The sequence below is a fragment of the Macellibacteroides fermentans genome, from assembly GCF_013409575.1.
Lineage (GTDB): Bacteria > Bacteroidota > Bacteroidia > Bacteroidales > Tannerellaceae > Macellibacteroides > Macellibacteroides fermentans.
In genome coordinates this window covers 646,551-666,797 of record NZ_JACCCY010000002.1, presented here as the reverse complement: position 1 = coordinate 666,797, position 20,247 = coordinate 646,551, and the positions used below count along the sequence as shown (strand labels likewise).

Below are 20,247 nucleotides of genomic sequence, written 5' to 3'. Positions count from 1 at the left end.
GTTGCGAGTAAAATGAGTAAAAACCAGATTTGTATTATCAAATGAGAAAATCCATTTGGGCAATGTTGTTATTGCCCTTTTCGTTCGCGTGGGCACAAGAAGAGGTGCTTATCAATATCCGTGCCGGTGCACCACCCACGCCTGTTTCCCCTTATATCTATGGCATGAACAATGTGCTGTCTACAAACCCCACCCAACCCGTTAGCGAGGCTGTTTGGAAACAGACGGAAGATGCGGGAGTCACCCTGATCCGCTCATGCGGAGGCAATAATCTTACCAAGTACAACTGGCGTAAGAAGATAACCAGCCACCCGGACTGGTATAACAATGTATATACAGCCGACTGGGATTATGCAATGGAGTCGCTCACCCGGCGGTTACCACAGGTGCAAAGTATGTGGGGCTTTCAACTCATCGGCAAATCGGCCTCTGCCTCCACCTCTAATTTTAACGACTGGGATTATAACCGTTCAGCCTGGTGGAGCGGAGTAAGTCAGAACCTTGCCGGAGGAGGAATACCTGATGCCGGAGGAGGTAATAAAGCCGCCAAAGAGGGTAATCCCGATCTATATCTTCAGCAGTGGAACGCCGATTCTACGGTTGCCATACTGGATTACTGGTACAAAACCAAAGGAATCAGCAAGGAACAGACCCGCTTCTGGAGTATGGACAACGAACCCGAAATCTGGAATGGTACCCACGACGATATCATGCCGGTTCAATGTAGTGCCGACGAGTTTATGCAGCGTTATTTTGAAGTTGCCAAGAAAGCCCGGCTCGCCGACCCGGATATCCGGTTGGTTGGTCCGGTTACGGCCAATGAATGGCAATGGTTCAAGTATGCTCAGGATACAAAAATTGACGGAGTACATTATTGTTGGCTTGAATATTTCATCAAAAGATGTGCTGAAGAAGAGAAGAAGACAGGGCTCCGGTTGCTTGATGTTCTTAGCATTCACTTTTATCCCTCCGAAACAGAGGCCGGGCAGATTCTGCAGCTGCATCGTATCTTCTTTGACGAAACCTATGTTTATCCCGGAGCCAACGGTATTAAAACCTTGAAAGGAGGATGGGACAACAGCCTCACACGAGAATATATCTTTGCCCGTTGCAACCAATGGCTTACCACCTATTTTGGAGAAAATCATGGAATCGGTCTGGGTTTATGCGAAACAGGCATCCAGTCATCCAATGCCAACGTTACCGCAGTCTGGTATGCTTCCCATTTAGGCGAATTTATGAAACACGGTGTTACTCTGTTTACCCCGTGGGACTGGAAACCAGGCATGTATGAGGTACTACATTTGAACACCCGGTACAATAAAAAACTATCCATCCCGGCCGAATCAAGTCGGGAAGAGTTGGTATCGGCCTATGCCACCATTAATTCCGGTGGCGATTCTCTCTCCGTTCAGCTGGTAAACCGTTCCGAAACAGAGACCCTGAAAGTTAGGGTACGATTCGGCAGCTTCATCCCTTCCGGAAGTTCACAACCGCTTTATACGTTAAGCAATCTGCCCCGGCTGACCGAAACCTTCGTGTCGAGGGAAATGAATGCGGTTAAAGAATCTGCTGCAACCACACAAGAGGGTGAATACATCCTGTCACTTCTTCCTCTTTCCGTAAACGCGCTTGTACTTGAAGGAGCATTACAGACTGGGATTAATGTTGAGTCTCACACTGATTCCGATTTTTATATTTTCCCTAATCCGGCAAATGACGTATTACATGTGCAGAGCAAAAAACCCGTCTTGCTGCGAATACTCACTATGCAAGGGAACTGTCTGGCCACACAAAATATAGATGAACCAGGCAACCACACCTTTTCCGTTGCAGACTATCCAAAAGGAACTTATATCCTATCGGCTCTGGACCGATGGGGTAATCAAACAACAAAGAAGTTCATTATCAAATAGGTAGAATCAAAAAAGGGCCTCCTTTACAGGAGGGCACTGAAAAAGTAGCTTTCCCTCTTTTTAACAAAAACAGAACGGTATAAATCTGACCTAAAGTTGGATTTATGCCGTTTTATTTTGTATCTTAGAGTCATAAAAGAAGAATGACTATGCTCGCACAACAAGACCGTCTGGCTTTCAGTAACCACTTAGATCTTTACGATCTGATTATTCCTCAGGATAATCTTCTTCGTCGGATCAACATGCTGATTGACTTTACATTTGTTTACAAAGAATTAGTGTCCAAGTATAGTTTGGAAAATGGGCGCACAGCGGAAAGTCCAGTTCGTATGTTCAAATATCTTTTATTAAAAACCGTCTACGACCTTTCTGATGTTGACGTAGTGGAACGTTCCCGGTATGATATGTCTTTCAAATACTTTTTGGGTATGGTTCCAGAGGATGATGTAATAGATCCCAGTTCGCTATGTAAATTTCGCAAACTCCGGCTTAAGGACATGGATCTCTTGAATCTACTTATCGAAAAAACGGTTATCTTAGCCATTGAGAAGGGTATTATAAAATCAGCCTCCATCATAGTGGATGCCACGCATACAGGTTCCCGTTCCAATCCCCATTCCCCAATAGAAGTATTAAAGTTGCGTTCTAAACAGTTACGTAAATCCCTTTATGAAACAGATGAAACAATCAAAAACTCATTGCCAGCAAAGAATGAAGATGATATGTTGGAACACGAACTCACCTACACACAATCATTGATTGACAGTCTGAAAGACAAGGTTACTCTGGTGTGCTTGCCTAAAGTAAAAGAAAAACTGAACCTGCTTAAAGAGACCTTGGAAGATATAGCCGATCATTATACCGTTTCTCAAGACCAGGATGCCCGTATCGGTCACAAATCAGAAGACAGCTCTTTCTTTGGATATAAAACCCATATTGCCATGAGTGAAGAGCGTATTATAACGGCAGCAGTGATAACTTCCGGAGAAAAGGGCGATGGTCTTCAGCTTCCAGCATTAGTGGAACAAAGCCGTGCTAACGGGATGAATATAGAAACAGTTATAGGTGATGCGGCTTATTCAGGGAAAGATAATCTGGAAAAAGCCAAAGACGAGCATTTTGAGCTGGTCTCTAAGTTGAATCCCTCTATTAGTCAGGGATGCCGCAGAGAAGAGGACAAATTTGATTATAATAAAGATGCAGGGATGTTTGTATGCCCCGCAGGACATATGGCAATACGCAGAGCTAAACATGGTAAAAAGAATGGTGCCTGGAATCAAGCTTATGCTTATTATTTTGATATAGAAAAATGCAAAGTCTGTGCAAGAAGAGAAGGTTGTTATAAGCCTGGCGCAAAATCAAAAACCTATTCCGTACCAATAAAGACGGATGAGCAGAAAGCCCAAATAGATTTCCAGCAGACCGAACGATTTAAAGAGAAAGCCAAAGAGCGTTATAAGATAGAAGCGAAAAACGCAGAACTCAAACAAGTATACGGATATGACAGGGCACAGTCATATGGATTGTCATGTATGCAGATGCAGGGGGCAATGGCTATCTTCGCCGCAAATCTGAAAAGAATATTGAAATTACTCTAAGAGGAGTCAGTTATGCCTCCGATCGTTGAGAAAATGAGGTGTTGAAGGCTCTATTCACTATAAAAAGCTATTTCATCAAAAAGGTTGCAAGAAAACGGATTGTCCACCCGAATCTTGCAACCTTGATTTTTTAGACCTAATAAAAAAGGATATTCGTAAAAAAGCTACTTTTTCAGTGCCCTCCTTTACAGGAAGCCCTTTCTATTTTATTTGCACCGTATACAAATTACTTTGCCAATTCCAATTGCAATGTTTTTGTAGGCTCGTCGCATACTTCAGTTGGACCAAAGTACTGGATAGGACCCGGATATACATAGTCGGTTGTAAGTGCCCAACCTTCGCGTTTTGCAGCAAAAGTCTTGAAAGGAGCACCGTCAAGTTTTACAAGAGCCTTCTGGATAACCGGCTTCATTTCTCCGTGACGTTTTTCCATGTTCATCATCATTGTGATGGGCACACCACCGGCAATCCATTGGTCGGCCGGAGCAGTTGTGTTACGTACAGACGACATGTAACCAGTCTTACCCGAAGCGATCAGGCAAGAAGCTGTATAACCCAAAGAATAGCAGTAGTCGGCATCGTAGTTAGAAGGAGCAGCACAACGTCCTTCGTAACCGAAGAAGTGTACCTGTGCAGCAAACTTACCAACATATTTACCTTCTTTCTTCCATTCAGCAAGACGTGTACCAACCATTTCGGCCAGCAATTTTTCTGTTTCGATCAATGAAACCTGTACGTTTCCGTGCGGGTCGCGATCCAATGTAAGCTGACGGGCAACACCTTCGGGCAGACTTGCATAGATTTCAGAATTTTCTTTTGTCAGCTTGCTGATGATATAGTTACGTTGTTCAGAACGTTTGATCAATTTGAACTCATCTTCGTGGTGAGCAAGGAAGTCACTCAGCTCGGCAATCAGGCGCTTCATGGCAGGAATGAATTCTACCAAACCTTCAGGAATCAGCACTGTACCGAAGTTGTCTCCGTTGGCAGCACGTTTAGCAACCACTTCGGCAACCTGTGTGATTACATCGTCCAATGACATATTCTTTGCTTCAACCTCTTCAGAAACGATACATACGTTAGGCTGTGTCTGCAAAGCACATTCTAAAGCAATGTGTGAAGCCGAACGCCCCATCAATTTAATGAAGTGCCAGTATTTACGTGCTGAATTACAGTCGCGTTGAATATTACCGATTACCTCAGAATATACTTTACAAGCTGTATCAAAACCAAAAGAGGTCTCGATCTGCTCGTTCTTAAGGTCGCCGTCGATCGTTTTAGGACAACCGATTACCTGTACACCTGCACCGATAGCCTTATAATATTCGGCCAATACACAAGCATTTGTATTAGAATCGTCGCCACCAATAATTACCAGCGCTTTGATGTCAAGCTCCTTCAGAATTTCAAGACCTTTATCAAACTGCTCTTTTGCTTCCAGTTTGGTACGACCAGAACCGATCATATCAAAACCACCGGTGTTACGGTATTCGTCAATGATATCGGCAGTAAGTTCCATGTAATTGTGGTCAACCAATCCACCGGGACCCAAAATGAAACCGAACAAACGTGAATCCTTGTTCAACGACTTCAATCCGTCGAAGATACCAGCTATTACGTTGTGTCCGCCCGGAGCCTGACCACCAGAAAGAATTACACCTGCGTTGATGGCAGGCATCGCTTTTGGACTACTTGTCTTTTCGAAAGTAACCACAGGCATACCATAGGTATTGGGGAATAATTTTTTCACCTCATCCTGATCGGCAACTGATTGTGTGTAAGCACCTTCTACGGCCTTAACAGCACCTTTCAAAGCAGCAGGCACCTTTGGCTGGTAAGCTGCTCTTGCAATTTGTAATGCACTTTTTGTCATTTCTTAATCTGATTTATATAGAAACTTATCATTTGAGTCGCTCATAAGGCAGCATTTTTCATTTTACACTGCCTAAGTAGTAATACGATGCAAATATCGCATTATTTATTGAAATACGAAAGCACATGCCAATCCATACTGCACAATTATTCAGTTCTTAAATCTTTTTAAGGTAAAACAAAGGGAAGTAACCGGCAAATCCATTATCTTCGCATCTTATGTATATGGATTCGCTTTATTTATTAAAAAAACACAGTATATGAAAAAATTCCTTTTCCTGGCAGCTTCTGCAATTGCACTGATCAGCTGCAGTACCAAACCCTCTTATCAGCTTACCGGTAAGGTAGCCGGCGCCGACTTTAACGGAAAGTATGTGTATATGTATGAGTTTGGAGTACGTGATGCCGCACCATTGGATAGTGCTCTTGTTCAAGAGGGTGCATTTCTTTTTAAAGGTGATCAGGCCTCTCCTGCCCTTCGTGTGATCCGTTTCAGTCAGGCCGATATGGAAAGCATCTCTCCACGTCAGACCGGACCGGGACAAAACCGTCCTTATTCTGCAACTATTGTTCTTGAGAATGCTCCTATTCTTGTTACTCTCGACACCGTATCTGTGGTTGCCGGAACTATTGAAAACGAAGCCATTCAGGCATTTACAACTGAAATGGAAAAAATAAATGCTGAAGAGGTTGCTTTCGCAAGCAGCATCGGTAACTTCGACAGCCTTACTGCTGAAGCCAAAGCTGAAGTAGAAAAGAAATCGGAAGCCCTTTTCAATCGCCGACTTGATTTTGCTGGAAAATATGCCAGTGAGAACCCAACCAAACTATCCGGAGCATACGTATTCCGTTCGTTCAGCTCTTATCTGGACGAAGCCGTACAACAGGAAATTATTGCTAAAGCCGATTCCACCTTTAAAGCCGTGCCGGGTATCGACCGCGTAATAGCCAGACTTGAGGTATTAGGCAAGGTTGCCGTAGGCCAGAAATTCACCGACTTCGAAATGGCCGATATGGAAGGCAACATGCACAAGCTGTCCGAGTATGTTGGTCAGGGTAAAATCGTGTTGATCGACTTCTGGGCATCTTGGTGCCCTCCCTGCCGCAAAGAGATGCCTGCATTGGTTGAACTTTATAAAAAGTATAACAAAAAAGGCTTCGAAATTGTAGGTGTTTCATTGGATAAAGATAAAGACGCCTGGGTGGAAGGAGTAAAAAACATGCATATGGAATGGAAGCAATTATCCGATCTTAAATTCTGGGAATCAGAAGGAGCCGCCCTTTATGGCGTAAACAGTATTCCTCATACCGTATTGGTTGATAAAGACGGAACTATACTCGCAAAGAACTTGCATGGCGAAGAACTTAACACTAAATTGGCAGAGCTGATAAAGTAATTAAAAAAAGGGAGGGCAGCCTCCCTTTTTTATTGCATGATGTCGAAAAAACAACTACTTTTGCAACGTCTAACTTAAAAACACTTACGTAAGGTATTTATAATTATCTTATATTATAATAAATTAGCGATTATGATTTATTCACATGAAGTACAACACATGTGTGTTGTAAAAAAGGGAGCTAACCATCCGTCTGCTCCAATTCCTGAAGAAGGAAAATGGGTTAGATCCAAAGAAATCAGTGACATTTCAGGTTTAACACACGGTGTTGGCTGGTGTGCACCTCAACAGGGTAGCTGTAAGCTTACGCTGAATGTAAAAGAAGGAATCATCCAGGAAGCCCTAATCGAAACGATCGGTTGTTCGGGTATGACTCACTCTGCTGCTATGGCATCTGAAATTCTTCCGGGTAAAACAATCCTTGAAGCCCTGAACACAGACTTAGTTTGCGATGCGATCAATACCGCCATGCGCGAATTGTTCCTGCAGATCGTTTACGGACGTACTCAGTCGGCTTTCTCTGAAGACGGTCTTCCTATCGGAGCAGGTCTTGAAGACTTAGGTAAAGGTCTGCGTAGCCAGGTTGGTACTATGTACGGAACTTTGGCGAAAGGAACCCGTTACCTTGAAATGGCTGAAGGTTATTGCACCCGCATGGCCCTTGATGCAAATGACGAAGTTATCGGTTACGAATTTGTTCACCTTGGCAAGTTTATGGAAATGGTGAAGAAAGGTGTTGAAGCCAATGAAGCGCTAGAAAAAGCGAAAGGCTCTTACGGTCGTTTTAAAGAAGCTGTAAAATACATCGATCCTCGTAATGAATAAGAAGATAATACAGCGTGTCCTCATCGGGCTTATTGTAATCATTGTGATTGCTTCTGTAATCTGCTACATGGTGTTACCACCCTGGAAAGCATTTTATCTGGCGTGCTGTGGAGGCGTGATTATTATCAACCTTCTTCTATCCTTATTCTTTGTAAGCAAAAACTTTAAAAAGTAGCTTACAAATAGCTAAACAACAACAAGGTAAAAAAATTTAAAGACAATATCATTATGGCTTTATTTGAAAGTTATGACCGTCGTATCGATAACATCAACGCGGTATTAAACCAATACGATATCAAAGACATCGACGAAGCAAAAGCTATCTGCGATGCTGCCGGTATCGATCCTTATACCATGTGTAAGGAAACACAACCAATCTGTTTTGAAAATGCAGCATGGGCTTACGTTGTAGGTGCAGCAATCGCAATCAAGAAAGGTTGTAAAAATGCAGCCGACGCAGCAGAAGCTATCGGTATCGGTCTGCAGTCATTCTGTATCAAAGGTTCTGTTGCCGACGACCGCAAAGTAGGTATCGGTCACGGTAACCTGGGTGCACGTTTGCTTCGCGAAGAAACAAAATGTTTTGCATTCCTTGCCGGTCACGAATCATTCGCAGCTGCCGAAGGTGCAATCAAAATCGCCGAAATGGCAAATAAGGTACGTAAAGAACCATTGCGCGTTATCCTGAACGGTTTAGGAAAAGACGCTGCTATGATTATCTCTCGTATCAATGGTTTTACCTATGTACAGACTCAGTTCGACTATAACACAGGCGACCTGAACGTAGTTAAGGAAACTCCTTATTCTACAGGTCTTCGTGCAAAAGTAAAATGCTACGGTGCAGACGATGTACGTGAAGGTGTTGCCATCATGCGTGCAGAAGGTGTTGATGTATCTATCACAGGTAACTCAACCAACCCTACCCGCTTCCAGCACCCGGTTGCAGGAACATACAAGAAAGAATGTATGGAAAACGGACATAAGTATTTCTCTGTTGCTTCTGGTGGTGGTACAGGTCGTACTCTTCACCCGGACAACATGGCTGCCGGTCCTGCTTCTTACGGTATGACAGATACTATGGGTCGTATGCACGGCGACGCTCAGTTCGCTGGATCTTCATCAGTTCCTGCTCACGTAGAAATGATGGGATTCCTTGGTATGGGTAACAACCCAATGGTAGGTGCTACCGTTGCTGTTGCCGTAGCCATCGAACAAGCTATGAACAAGTAATTTGAATAATTACAATACAAAAACTCCTGCAATCATTGTGACTGCAGGAGTTTTTTGTTTTAATATGCAGAAATATTAATACTTTTGGCATTTACGAATACCAATAATTGATAAAAAAAGAAATATGGATGCTGCTACTGGTGTACTATTAATGATCGGGATTCCCGCTTTAATATTTTTGATATTTTTATATACTCCTGCCGGTAAGAGATGGCTAAAGAAAGACCAATAATACAACCCGGCAGGTGACTATGTTTTCAGTTTAACGCTTAAAAAAGTGTCTACTCAATTTTTTATAAGTTACACTGTATTAGCTAAAAACAAATACCCCATCTACGAAAATTTTCCCTTAAGTATAAAAAAAACTTCCCTTAAGTAAAAAATATTTTTCCCTTAAGGGAAGTTTTTTCGGTACTTGTGTTCTCATTTGCAGGTACTTTTTATTCAAAATGTATATACATTTTGTGTTGTTTATTATGACTTTTGCTGTTCATAGATATATGAATTGTTTCTCAAAGATATAGGATCTGTTTTTCAAAGATATATGAACTGATTTCCAATCATATAGGATTGAAATCAGTTCATATATCTATTTAAACAGAGATGACAGATAACAGATGCTAGGGATCTGTCACACGGCATCTGTCATCATCAGAAGCCGCTTCAATAAAGGGATCCGGGCCTAAAAATGATGGATGACAGATCATTTTGCGAAAACTCAGTTTATTCGCAAGGAAGTATCTTTTCGGATATAATTCAATTACTGCTTTGGAGGAATGATTCGGAATAATTTATCAAAAATCGCTGTTTTTTGTAAATAAATAGAGTCACACATCTTTTCTCTCGGTTCAAATTCTATTAATCCAAAGTGTTTCATAAAACCTTTTATTATTCGTTCTCTATAAGAATTGTTATAATCCCAACATAATGTATCTTCACTAACTGGTGATTCAAAATAAAGAGGAAAAGCATTGTAATTTTTCACCGCATAAAATTGTTCAATACGCTTTTCCGTTCCATAACGAGCCAGTAAAACAATTGAAAACGCAACCTCAATTCGAATAATATCGCCATATATGTTCATAAAATCTAAGATCTCCCAGTCAATCTTTCTACAGAAAGCTCCAATTAAGGTCTTTAATAACAAGGAATCGTCTTTTAAGTTGCGAACTCCTTCAACAGTAAGAGAAAGTACCCCTTTCCTTTTCTTGATTAAGCCTGCTGAATGGGCCAGGATTCTCACAATTCGAACCCTCTTCGAATCTTGCTCTTTAGCCAATTTGTATATACCTGCTTCTATAAAATCATCAGATATACCTAGAGAATACAATTCTTTTACAATTTTAACCGGTAAATTTCCTTTGGCAGTGAGTTTTAATTCTTTTTTTTCTTCAATAACTTCCATAAGTCGCTTAACCTGCCTAAAAATTGGAATCATTGCATATTCTTCCGACGAAAGTTTATTTAACTGAACCGGACAATCGGACTCGAAAGGTGAGTATAACATCAGTGTAATTTCCCTGGGAGAGTAACCCTCATATACTTCAATTCCAGAATTACACTCCTTAATAATTGACATAGTCAGCAAACGTTTAAACTCTTCCAGCGAAGGAGAAACACCCAACACCTCTTTATTATAGAGGTACTCATTTACATAATTCTTTAAATCCTGAAACATTTCTATTAAAGTTTTGATTAATAATAACTGATCAAAGATAAGCACAAATAACTTACTAACCCAATTTATCCCCTACAAGATTCCATAAATCTAAAATAAACTGTATATTTACCGCAATTCGGAGTTTGCCCCATGAATCCGAAACAACGATCTAACATTATAAAACACAAAAACATGAAAAAGAACTTAATTTGGTTATTCCTTTTGCTGTGTGCAATTCCTGGAATTTCGTGCGACAAAGATGACGAAACCCGCGTACTAAAATTAGTTTGGGAAGAAAATTTTGACCAAACCAATGGGTTTGACACAAAAAGCTGGAGCAAGATCCCCCGAGGCACATCCGACTGGAACAATTACATGTCTGATTTCGACTCTCTCTACCAGGTATCCGATGGCAACCTGATTCTTAGGGGAATCAACAACTACACCCTACCAAACGATACGGCTCCATACCTGACAGGAGGTTTATATACCAAAGATAAAGTAACCTTTACCTATGGCAAAGTAGAAATACGCGCCAAACTACAAGGAGCAAAAGGTGCCTGGCCTGCCTTTTGGATGTTACCGCAAGATGGTAAATGGCCTTTTGGTGGCGAGATAGATATTATGGAACGACTGAATCACGACGAAATAGCATACCAGACCATTCATACAAACTACACGTATGTATTAGGTATAAAAGAACCTAAAAACGGAAGTACCGGAAAAATCGATCCAAACGGATACAACACATATGCCGTAGAGATCACCCCGGACAGTCTGATCTTCTCCATAAACGATATACATACATTTTCGTATCCCAATCTGAACAACGACAAAGAGGGTCAGTATCCCTTTGGGAAACCTTTCTATTTGCTGCTTGACATGCAATTAGGAGGTACGTGGGTTGGAGAAGTAGATCCGAAACAGCTTCCTGTCGAAATGAAAATAGACTGGGTAAGGTATTACAGATAATCCATAAAGGCCCAACGTTTACGGGTCTTTAGATATTCAGGATTTTTCTGGTGGGCATAACATTCGGCTTCGAACGATATATTACGGTAAGCATGGGGCTGCCTATTCAACAGCCGGATGGCCCATTCAATAAAATACCATAGATAGAAAAACACAACCAGCATCTCTTTTTGTTGGGCAACATGAATCTTTTCGTGATTTATCATCATCGTCTTTACACCTTCGGGCATTTCGTCAAAATAGGATTTCCGCATGATGATAAATGGGAAAAACGTTATTCCAATTATGTCGTCGGGCAACATAAAGGTTTTACTCATAATAACTCGTACAAATCTCATTGTCTTAAAGTGGTTATAATTATTAGTTTACAAAACTATATAATTTACATCAATAAAAGAAGTAAATAGTAATTTTAGTATTATTTTTTGTTTATCTTTACCTGTACTAATAAAAACCAGGTCTGCCATGTTTCATTCTGAAGAATACATAGTTGACAAGAATGATCGCTGGATGATACAAAAATATTTGCATCTTCAATTTGGGGGAGCAACTGCTATAGAAGAAAAATTTGCACCCCGGCACGATGCAGCCTTTGTATTTCATTTTGGTGACAGGCCGATACTACGTGATGGCAGCAACTACGTGCTTGAACCGTTCTTTATAGCCTCCATTCAACGCCGGGCATTACAAATGTGCATTCAGGGCAATCTGGATAGTTTTATTGTTATTTGCAAGCCAACCGTACTTTCCAGGTTATACAATCTCGATATGGATCCGGTTTCAAAACACAGCATCAGCTTACCTAACAACCAGCAATATCCTATTTGGGAACAGTTAAAAAATTGTTCAACCTTCACCCAAAGAGTTGCTCTTTTTCAATCGTACATAAACCATTCATTTCCGGCTCCCTATATTCCAGATGCCATAGACAAGTTATATGAAGAGATTGTAAACCATGCAATCAATACACCGCTGAAATATCTTATCGAAACATGCGGAGGAAGTCCACGTACCATCGAGCGTAATTTTATACACCGGCTGGGCGTATCACCCAAAACACTGATGCGCATTGTTCGTTTCAATTACCTTTGGGATAAAATACGTACAGAACATGTACTAGACTACCAAGACCTTGTATTTGACGGCCATTTTTTTGACCAGAGTCATTTTATTAAAGACTTCAAGGATATCATTGGCGAAACACCCTCTTACTTCTTTAAGCGTAATTTACAACACCTGCAGATTATCAGTGGCAAGGGCGACGGGAATTCCTGATTTTGTCGTTTTTTTACAATTTTAGATTAGATTAAGTGCTTTACTTAGCTAAACAATAAGGTTGAACCCAATTTTACGCTTATGAAACGATTTATTTTAGTAGCAGGTATTTGTATTCTTTCCGGATTACAGGCCAACGCCCAGGGCTGGTTGGAAAAGATGGGGAAAAAAGTAAAAGAGAAAACTGTAGAAAATGTTGAAGAGCGTATAGAGCAAAATACAGAAAACGCCATCGACAAAGAGTTGGACAAAGCCGAAAAGGCTGTAAAGCAGTCGGACGACAGGGATAATTCTGATTCATCTGATACAAACGAAGGCAAAGCATCAAACGGTGCCAAACAAACAAAACTGGAGGGTACATCTCAATATGATTTTGTACCGGGCAACAAAATTCTCTATTTTGAAGACTTCTCGCAAGATGCCATTGGTGATTTCCCGGCACAGTGGACCTCCAATGGATCCGGCGAAGTTAAAACCGTAAACATTGCTCCCGGCAGATGGCTGCATCTGAATGGCGAAGATGCGGTATACTGTTACATGAAGGAGATTGAATTTCCGGATAATTTCATTATAGAATTCGATCTTATACCCGACAATCAATTCGATTATGGCATCGAGTTAACTCTTTACCAAGAGGATAAGTCTGATCCGAAAGAGCTGAACGACAACCTTTATCCCGGAATAGGAGGAATACAAATTGTTCCTAAAAAAGATGGATGGGAGACCAAAGGATACCATACAGATAAAGACTGGCTTACAGGCAACGCATCGCGTAATCCGGTTATACAGGAAGAGCTGAACCATGTTATTGTATGGATACAGAAACGAAGGGTAAGAATATACCATCAGGGGGCCAAAGTACTGGATGCACCTACAAATATTTATCCCGAAACCAAATTCGACAGACTTCGTTTTTCGGGATGGGACAGACATAGCAGCCCGTATGTAAGTAACCTTAAAATCACAACGGCTGCTTCGGATACCCGCAGTAAACTAATAACCGAAGGGAAACTGGTAACCTACGGAATCACTTTTGATGTTAACAAAGCAGACATAAAACCCGAGTCCTACGGCACGCTGAAAAGTATTGCTGATGTATTGAAAGAGAATCCGGATATCAAAATCAAGATTGAAGGTCACACAGACAGTGATGGCGATGCCGCAGCCAACCTCGAATTATCCAAACTTAGAGCCGATGCAGTTAAAAAGCAACTATCAACCGGTTTTGGTATTGAAACCGCCCGTATGCAAACGGCCGGTGCCGGCGAAAACATTCCTATCTCGCCAAACGACACTCCGGCCAATAAAGCTACTAACAGAAGGGTGGAAATTACAAAACTGTGATAGCAAGCTACGCCAACCTGTTTGTCGGTTCGGCATTATTTAGTATTTTTACACCAGATTCGGGAAAGTTCTTGTTCTAAGGCTTTCCCGAACTTTTAAGCCATTAGCTATTTTTTTACTAATAATAAAAACACAAACAATTTATGTTGAGACTTACTAAAACAGGTATGCTGTTTTTGTGTAGCATCGCTACCTTGTTATCTTGTCAGGAAAGACAAGTGGTAAAAGCTGATTATCAAGTCATCCCTATGCCCAGGGAGATAGTGGCCGATAATCAGTCGGCCTTCAAGCTTACTTCTGCTACGACTATTCATTTCCCTGCAGACAATGCCCAGATGGAAAAGGTTGCCAATTTTCTGGCAGGATATATCGAAACCAGCACAGGAAATAAACTAAAAGTAAGCAGTACAGAATCTGCACAGGCTATTTCATTAGTCATAGACGAGAGTATCTCTAATAAAGAAGGGTACGAATTAACGGTTTCTGCCGATGGAGTACGTATTGCCGGCTCTACTCCAGCGGGTGTTTTTTATGGTGTACAGACGCTGCGCAAATCCATTCCTGCTACAGGTGGTAAAAAAGACGTAGAACTGGCAGCCGTAAAGATTAGCGATTATCCACGTTTTTCTTATCGCGGTATGATGCTGGACGTAAGCCGTCACTTCCAACCGGTAGACTCTGTAAAAAACTACATCGACCTGTTGGCCTTACACAATGTGAACCGCTTACACATGCACCTTACAGACGATCAGGGCTGGCGTATTGAAATTAAAAAATACCCAAAGCTTACTGAAATTGGTTCTAAAAGAAAAGAAACAGTGATAGGCAGAAATACAGGCGAGTACGATGGAAAACCGTACGAGGGATATTATACGCAGGAACAGCTAAAAGAGCTTGTTAAATATGCCGGCGAACGTTTTATCACCATAGTTCCGGAAATAGACCTTCCAGGTCATCAGCAGGCAGCACTCGCCTCGTACCCGGAATTCGGATGTTCAGGCGGCCCATACGAAGTATGGACGCAATGGGGAGTTTCTGAAAATGTGATTTGTGCCGGTAACGATCAGGCGTTGACCTTCCTGGAGGATGTCTTGGCGGAGGTTATTGATATATTTCCCTCCGAATACATCCACATCGGTGGCGACGAATGTCCGAAAGTTCGCTGGGAGAGCTGTCCGAAGTGTCAGGCTCGTATCAAAGCAGAAAATATTAAAGCCGACAAACTACATAGTGCCGAAGCTTACCTTCAAAGCTACGTAATTTCAAGGATGGAAAAATTTGTGGAAAGTAAAGGTCGTCACATTATCGGATGGGACGAGATTCTGGAAGGAGGCCTGGCCCCCAATGCAACGGTTATGAGCTGGCGTAGTATGGATGGTGGTATCCAGTCAGCACAACAGCACCACGATGTGATTATGACACCCTCTTCTCATGTCTATTTTGACCACTATCAATCGACCGACACGGACAACGAACCTTTGGCTATCGGAGGATTCTCGTCGCTTGAAAAGGTATACAATTTCGAACCTGTTCCGGATGTGCTTACAGAAGAGGAACAAAAATATATTATCGGTGCCCAGGCTAACTTGTGGACAGAATACATCCCTACTTATGCACAGGCTCAATACATGACTCTCCCCCGTTTAGCTGCTCTGGCAGAAGTTCAGTGGTCTGCAAAGGAAAAGAAGGATTATCAATCCTTCCTGAACCGTTGTGTAAAGCTTATAGATCATTACATTCTGAACGGATACAATTTTGCCAAACATCTTTTTGATGTGAATGCCGAATTAAAGACAGACACTGAAAGCGGTAGTCTTATTATCAGCTTATCAACGTTAGGCGATGGCGAGATATATTATACAACGGATGGAAGTGTACCCAGCGTAAAAAGCAACAAATACGAAACTCCGGTTCAGATAAAGACTGATACACACTTCCAGGCCAGGGTAATCCGTTCGTCGGGCGAAAGCCGGGTTTACGAAGAGAAAATATATTTCTCTAAAGGCACCATGAAACCCATTGTCCTGACTGAGGAACCCAGCAAAGGGTACAGCTTTAACGGAGCTCCGGTACTAAACGACGGAATAAAAGGAAATGGCAACTACAAAACGGGGCGTTGGCTGGGCTTTCAGGGAAAAGACATCGTGGCGACTTTTGATTTGAAAGAGGCTACCGAAATCAGCAAGATTCGCTTCGCAACAAATGTAGTGAAAGGCGATTGGATTATGGATGCACGTCAGGCTTATGTAAGCGTTTCGGACGATGGCAAGACTTTCCGCGAAGTGGGTAAAGAGGAATTACCCGAAATGCAGATGGCTGATAAAGACGGACTATTTGTGCATGAAATTGACTTCACTTCCGTTAAGGCTAAATATGTACAGGTAACAATCAAGAAGGTAAACTTACCATCATGGCACGGAGGTGCAGGCAATCCGGCCTTTATTTTTGTTGACGAGATAGAGATTCTTTAAAAACACTTTTGAAGGAGGTTTCTGATAATCGAGTAGGAGGAAAACAAAAGTAGTTTTCTTCCTACTTTTGTTTTCCGACCTCTCCCACCACCGTACATGCCGTTCGGCATACGGCGGTTCTTTAATTACGATGCAGACGGCGATATAATCTCATTATTTGTGGATAACCTGCTCGGTCTAGACTCTCATCTGTAATTGCCCGATGCAGCACCCAGCTGTTGGCTATGTGCCAGTATCCTTTACGGGTATTAGCCCATTGCCAAGCCTGATGTTTGTTTATACCACATTTCTGGAGATTATGTGATTTGGTGCTGATTTTCTTCCAACTCTTCCATATATACGTCCTTAGCCTGCGACGATACCAACCATCCGTCTTTTGGATAAATTGGTTCATGTCTGCTAAACTGTAGTAAGTTAGCCAGCCTCGTACGTATTGTGACAATCGTTGCTTTAGCCATGCATAACCTTTTCCATTGTTTCGTTTGGTTATTTGTTTGAGCGTGCGTTTGAACTTTTCTTGACTTGTACGGTGGGTGCGTAGACCGCACTTGCCTTTGGACCTTCAGTAGAATGAGTAGCCAAGGTATTTCATGCCTCGAACATCTCCAATGATGGTCTTTTCCATATTCACTTTAAGGAAGAGTTTCTTCTCTAAATAGGTGGATATACTGTCTCGTACTCGTTCTGTGGCTCGCTTGCTTTTAACCAAAATCAGACAATCGTCTGCGTAGCGTACAAATGGGTGACCTCGGCGCGATAACTCTTTATCAAGCTCATTCAGCAAGATATTGCTTAGAATCGGGCTTAAAGGACCGCCTTGAGGAACTCCCTCCTCGGTTGATTCATACTTATGAGCAACCATTACGCCCGCTTTGAGATAGTGATGGATAAGTGAAATTACCCGTCCATCCTTGATTGTTCGTGACAACACCTCTATCAGCTTGCTATGGTTTACTGTATCGAAGAATCGCTCCAAGTCAAGGTTTATGCAGTAATGATACCCATTGTCAGCATACTCCTGTACCCGTTTCAGCGCATCGTGGGCGCTGCGGTTTGGGCGGAAGCCAAAACTGTTATCATTGAACTCTCGTTCGTATATCGGTATCAACACTTGGCTTATAGCCTGTTGGATGAACCGGTCAACAACCGTAGGGATACCGAGTTGACGTGCCTTGCCGTTGTCCTTGGGGATATCGACACGACGGACCGGATTGGGCCGGTACTTACCCTTTTGTAGTTGCTCTATCAATTCGTCTTTGTGGAGGTTCAGGTATGGCAACAGTTCGCTCGTTCCCATCTTATCGACGCCTCCGGATCCGTCATTCCCTATTACTTGCCGATAAGATCGATTTAAGTTTTCGGGACTCAGGATAAGTTCCAACAAATTGGTTTTGCCTGTCTGCACTTCCACTAGGTTTTCACCTATTATCCTCATAAAAGTCTGCGCTCCATCATACCCTTCGGATTCCGTCCTGTTCATCTGATGGCAGCCAACAGATTCTGTTGTTTGCTGCATTGTTTCTTCCATTTGGTAATAATGTAATAATTCCAGTTTAATTAAAGTTCAGTCCTTCACCAGGTTGTCGATGTTTTTTTTTCCTTGCCCGGCTACTATGACCTCTGCTGACTTCTCACGGTTCGTTGTTACTGCTCGGATGACCTCGCCCGTGAGACCTCCCCAGTTATGGACGTATTCTTTCAATCTTATACCTGCTTGATTTACTCCAAGTGTTCCGAACAGCTATCGGACTTTGTTTTGTATTGCAAACTAATCCACACTCGTGAGCCTTGGTATCAAGTTTCTGTTCGTCAGGCCAGATCTTTGCCGAAGACTTCCTTCAGATTACACCTCGCGATGAACACCCTTGTCGTTGGCTGGACGCTTCCCGCTGTTAGGGTGCGTTGGGGACTTACACCCGTTAGAATACGTTCGTGCTGGGCGAACAATAGAAAAGAGGAGGGGAAATGTGAGGGCACTGAAAAAGTAGCTTTCCCTCTTTTTAACAAAAACAGAACGGTATAAATCTGACCTAAAGTTGGATTTATGCCGTTTTATTTTGTATCTTAGAGTCATAAAAGAAGAATGACTATGCTCGCACAACAAGACCGTCTGGCTTTCAGTAACCACTTAGATCTTTACGATCTGATTATTCCTCAGGATAATCTTCTTCGTCGGATCAACATGCTGATTGACTTTACATTTGTTTACAAAGAATTAGTGTCCAAGTATAGTTTGGAAAATGGGCGCACAGCGGAAAGTCCAGTTCGTATGTTCAAATATCTTTTATTAAAAACCGTCTACGACCTTTCTGATGTTGACGTAGTGGAACGTTCCCGGTATGATATGTCTTTCAAATACTTTTTGGGTATGGTTCCAGAGGATGATGTAATAGATCCCAGTTCGCTATGTAAATTTCGCAAACTCCGGCTTAAGGACATGGATCTCTTGAATCTACTTATCGAAAAAACGGTTATCTTAGCCATTGAGAAGGGTATTATAAAATCAGCCTCCATCATAGTGGATGCCACGCATACAGGTTCCCGTTCCAATCCCCATTCCCCAATAGAAGTATTAAAGTTGCGTTCTAAACAGTTACGTAAATCCCTTTATGAAACAGATGAAACAATTAAAAACTCATTGCCAGCAAAGAATGAAGATGATATGTTGGAACACGAACTCACCTACACACAATCATTGATTGACAGTCTGAAAGACAAGGTTACTCTGGTGTGCTTGCCTAAAGTAAAAGAAAAACTGAACCTGCTTAAAGAGACCTTGGAAGATATAGCCGATCATTATACCGTTTCTCAAGACCAGGATGCCCGTATCGGTCACAAATCAGAAGACAGCTCTTTCTTTGGATATAAAACCCATATTGCCATGAGTGAAGAGCGTATTATAACGGCAGCAGTGATAACTTCCGGAGAAAAGAGCGATGGTCTTCAGCTTCCAGCATTAGTGGAACAAAGCCGTGCTAACGGGATGAATATAGAAACAGTTATAGGTGATGCGGCTTATTCAGGGAAAGATAATCTGGAAAAAGCCAAAGACGAGCATTTTGAGCTGGTCTCTAAGTTGAATCCCTCTATTAGTCAGGGATGCCGCAGAGAAGAGGACAAATTTGATTATAATAAAGATGCAGGGATGTTTGTATGCCCCGCAGGACATATGGCAATACGCAGAGCTAAACATGGTAAAAAGAATGGTGCCTGGAATCAAGCTTATGCTTATTATTTTGATATAGAAAAATGCAAAGTCTGTGCAAGAAGAGAAGGTTGTTATAAGCCTGGCGCAAAATCAAAAACCTATTCCGTACCAATAAAGACGGATGAGCAGAAAGCCCAAATAGATTTCCAGCAGACCGAACGATTTAAAGAGAAAGCCAAAGAGCGTTATAAGATAGAAGCGAAAAACGCAGAACTCAAACAAGTATACGGATATGACAGGGCACAGTCATATGGATTGTCATGTATGCAGATGCAGGGGGCAATGGCTATCTTCGCCGCAAATCTGAAAAGAATATTGAAATTACTCTAAGAGGAGTCAGTTATGCCTCCGATCGTTGAGAAAATGAGGTGTTGAAGGCTCTATTCACTATAAAAAGCTATTTCATCAAAAAGGTTGCAAGAAAACGGATTGTCCACCCGAATCTTGCAACCTTGATTTTTTAGACCTAATAAAAAAGG

The 20,247-nt window shown here is 41.9% G+C and carries 15 protein-coding genes and 1 pseudogene; 12 read left to right on the top strand and 4 right to left on the bottom strand.

The window, feature by feature from the left end:
- Positions 1 to 41: 41 nt before the first annotated feature.
- Both F5613_RS07750 and F5613_RS07745 read left to right on the top strand, forming a co-directional pair.
- Complete coding sequence (locus tag F5613_RS07750; protein WP_179399317.1) at positions 42 to 1,916, top strand: glycoside hydrolase family 44 protein; 1,875 nt, start codon at positions 42 to 44, stop codon at positions 1,914 to 1,916.
- A gap of 149 nt (positions 1,917 to 2,065) precedes the next feature.
- Complete coding sequence (locus F5613_RS07745; RefSeq protein ID WP_179398641.1) at positions 2,066 to 3,514, top strand: IS1182 family transposase; 1,449 nt, start codon at positions 2,066 to 2,068, stop codon at positions 3,512 to 3,514.
- 226 nt (positions 3,515 to 3,740) lie between these two features.
- Here F5613_RS07745 and F5613_RS07740 read toward each other — a convergent pair whose 3' ends face one another.
- Complete coding sequence (locus F5613_RS07740) at positions 3,741 to 5,387, bottom strand: diphosphate--fructose-6-phosphate 1-phosphotransferase (RefSeq protein WP_079681915.1); 1,647 nt, start codon at positions 5,385 to 5,387, stop codon at positions 3,741 to 3,743.
- A gap of 259 nt (positions 5,388 to 5,646) precedes the next feature.
- On the opposite strand from F5613_RS07740, the gene F5613_RS07735 reads away from it, so the two are divergent.
- The 4 genes from F5613_RS07735 to F5613_RS07720 all read left to right on the top strand — a co-directional run bounded on the left by F5613_RS07735 (position 5,647) and on the right by F5613_RS07720 (position 8,838).
- The gene (locus F5613_RS07735) at positions 5,647 to 6,783 is read left to right on the top strand and encodes a TlpA disulfide reductase family protein (RefSeq protein ID WP_179399316.1); all 1,137 of its coding nucleotides are present in this window, start codon (positions 5,647 to 5,649) and stop codon (positions 6,781 to 6,783) included.
- 132 nt (positions 6,784 to 6,915) lie between these two features.
- Complete coding sequence (locus F5613_RS07730; RefSeq protein ID WP_068178307.1) at positions 6,916 to 7,608, top strand: iron-sulfur cluster assembly scaffold protein; 693 nt, start codon at positions 6,916 to 6,918, stop codon at positions 7,606 to 7,608.
- Positions 7,601 to 7,783, top strand: coding sequence for a hypothetical protein (locus tag F5613_RS07725; protein WP_079681913.1), 183 nt, complete (start codon positions 7,601 to 7,603; stop codon positions 7,781 to 7,783). The genes F5613_RS07730 and F5613_RS07725 overlap by 8 nt, the downstream gene beginning before the upstream one ends.
- A gap of 53 nt (positions 7,784 to 7,836) precedes the next feature.
- Positions 7,837 to 8,838 carry a GGGtGRT protein gene (locus F5613_RS07720; protein ID WP_079681912.1) on the top strand — a complete coding sequence of 334 codons (1,002 nt, stop codon included), beginning with the start codon at positions 7,837 to 7,839 and terminating at the stop codon, positions 8,836 to 8,838.
- A gap of 760 nt (positions 8,839 to 9,598) precedes the next feature.
- Here F5613_RS07720 and F5613_RS07715 read toward each other — a convergent pair.
- The gene (locus F5613_RS07715; RefSeq protein ID WP_079681911.1) at positions 9,599 to 10,516 is read right to left on the bottom strand and encodes a hypothetical protein; all 918 of its coding nucleotides are present in this window, start codon (positions 10,514 to 10,516) and stop codon (positions 9,599 to 9,601) included.
- Positions 10,517 to 10,690: 174 nt separating this feature from the next.
- Between F5613_RS07715 and F5613_RS07710 the strand changes: the two genes are divergently transcribed.
- Entirely contained in the window at positions 10,691 to 11,470 is a 780-nt protein-coding gene (locus F5613_RS07710; protein ID WP_179399315.1) for a glycoside hydrolase family 16 protein, read from the top strand.
- Here the strand turns inward: F5613_RS07710 and F5613_RS07705 are convergent.
- Positions 11,461 to 11,787, bottom strand: coding sequence for a hypothetical protein (locus tag F5613_RS07705; protein ID WP_179399314.1), 327 nt, complete (start codon positions 11,785 to 11,787; stop codon positions 11,461 to 11,463). The genes F5613_RS07710 and F5613_RS07705 overlap by 10 nt on opposite strands.
- A 148-nt stretch (positions 11,788 to 11,935) precedes the next feature.
- On the opposite strand from F5613_RS07705, the gene F5613_RS07700 reads away from it, so the two are divergent.
- The 3 genes from F5613_RS07700 to F5613_RS07690 all read left to right on the top strand — a co-directional run bounded on the left by F5613_RS07700 (position 11,936) and on the right by F5613_RS07690 (position 16,560).
- Positions 11,936 to 12,745 (top strand): AraC family transcriptional regulator, encoded by an 810-nt coding sequence (locus tag F5613_RS07700; RefSeq protein WP_179399313.1) that lies wholly within the window; start codon positions 11,936 to 11,938, stop codon positions 12,743 to 12,745.
- 81 nt (positions 12,746 to 12,826) lie between these two features.
- The gene (locus F5613_RS07695) at positions 12,827 to 14,089 is read left to right on the top strand and encodes an OmpA family protein (RefSeq protein WP_179399312.1); all 1,263 of its coding nucleotides are present in this window, start codon (positions 12,827 to 12,829) and stop codon (positions 14,087 to 14,089) included.
- A 143-nt stretch (positions 14,090 to 14,232) separates the two neighbouring features.
- A complete protein-coding gene (locus F5613_RS07690) occupies positions 14,233 to 16,560 on the top strand; it encodes a glycoside hydrolase family 20 protein (protein WP_179399311.1) in 2,328 nt (775 codons plus the stop codon).
- 121 nt (positions 16,561 to 16,681) lie between these two features.
- On the opposite strand, the pseudogene ltrA reads toward F5613_RS07690, so the two are convergent.
- Positions 16,682 to 18,088 (bottom strand): annotated as a pseudogene (gene ltrA, locus F5613_RS07685) (group II intron reverse transcriptase/maturase).
- Between the two features lie 156 nt (positions 18,089 to 18,244).
- Here ltrA and F5613_RS07680 point away from each other — a divergent pair.
- Together F5613_RS07680 and F5613_RS07675 are read left to right on the top strand one after the other, a co-directional pair.
- Positions 18,245 to 18,583 carry a hypothetical protein gene (locus tag F5613_RS07680; RefSeq protein ID WP_179399310.1) on the top strand — a complete coding sequence of 113 codons (339 nt, stop codon included), beginning with the start codon at positions 18,245 to 18,247 and terminating at the stop codon, positions 18,581 to 18,583.
- Positions 18,584 to 18,649: 66 nt separating this feature from the next.
- Positions 18,650 to 20,098, top strand: coding sequence for an IS1182 family transposase (locus F5613_RS07675; RefSeq protein ID WP_179399309.1), 1,449 nt, complete (start codon positions 18,650 to 18,652; stop codon positions 20,096 to 20,098).
- The last annotated feature ends 149 nt before the right edge of the window (positions 20,099 to 20,247 follow it).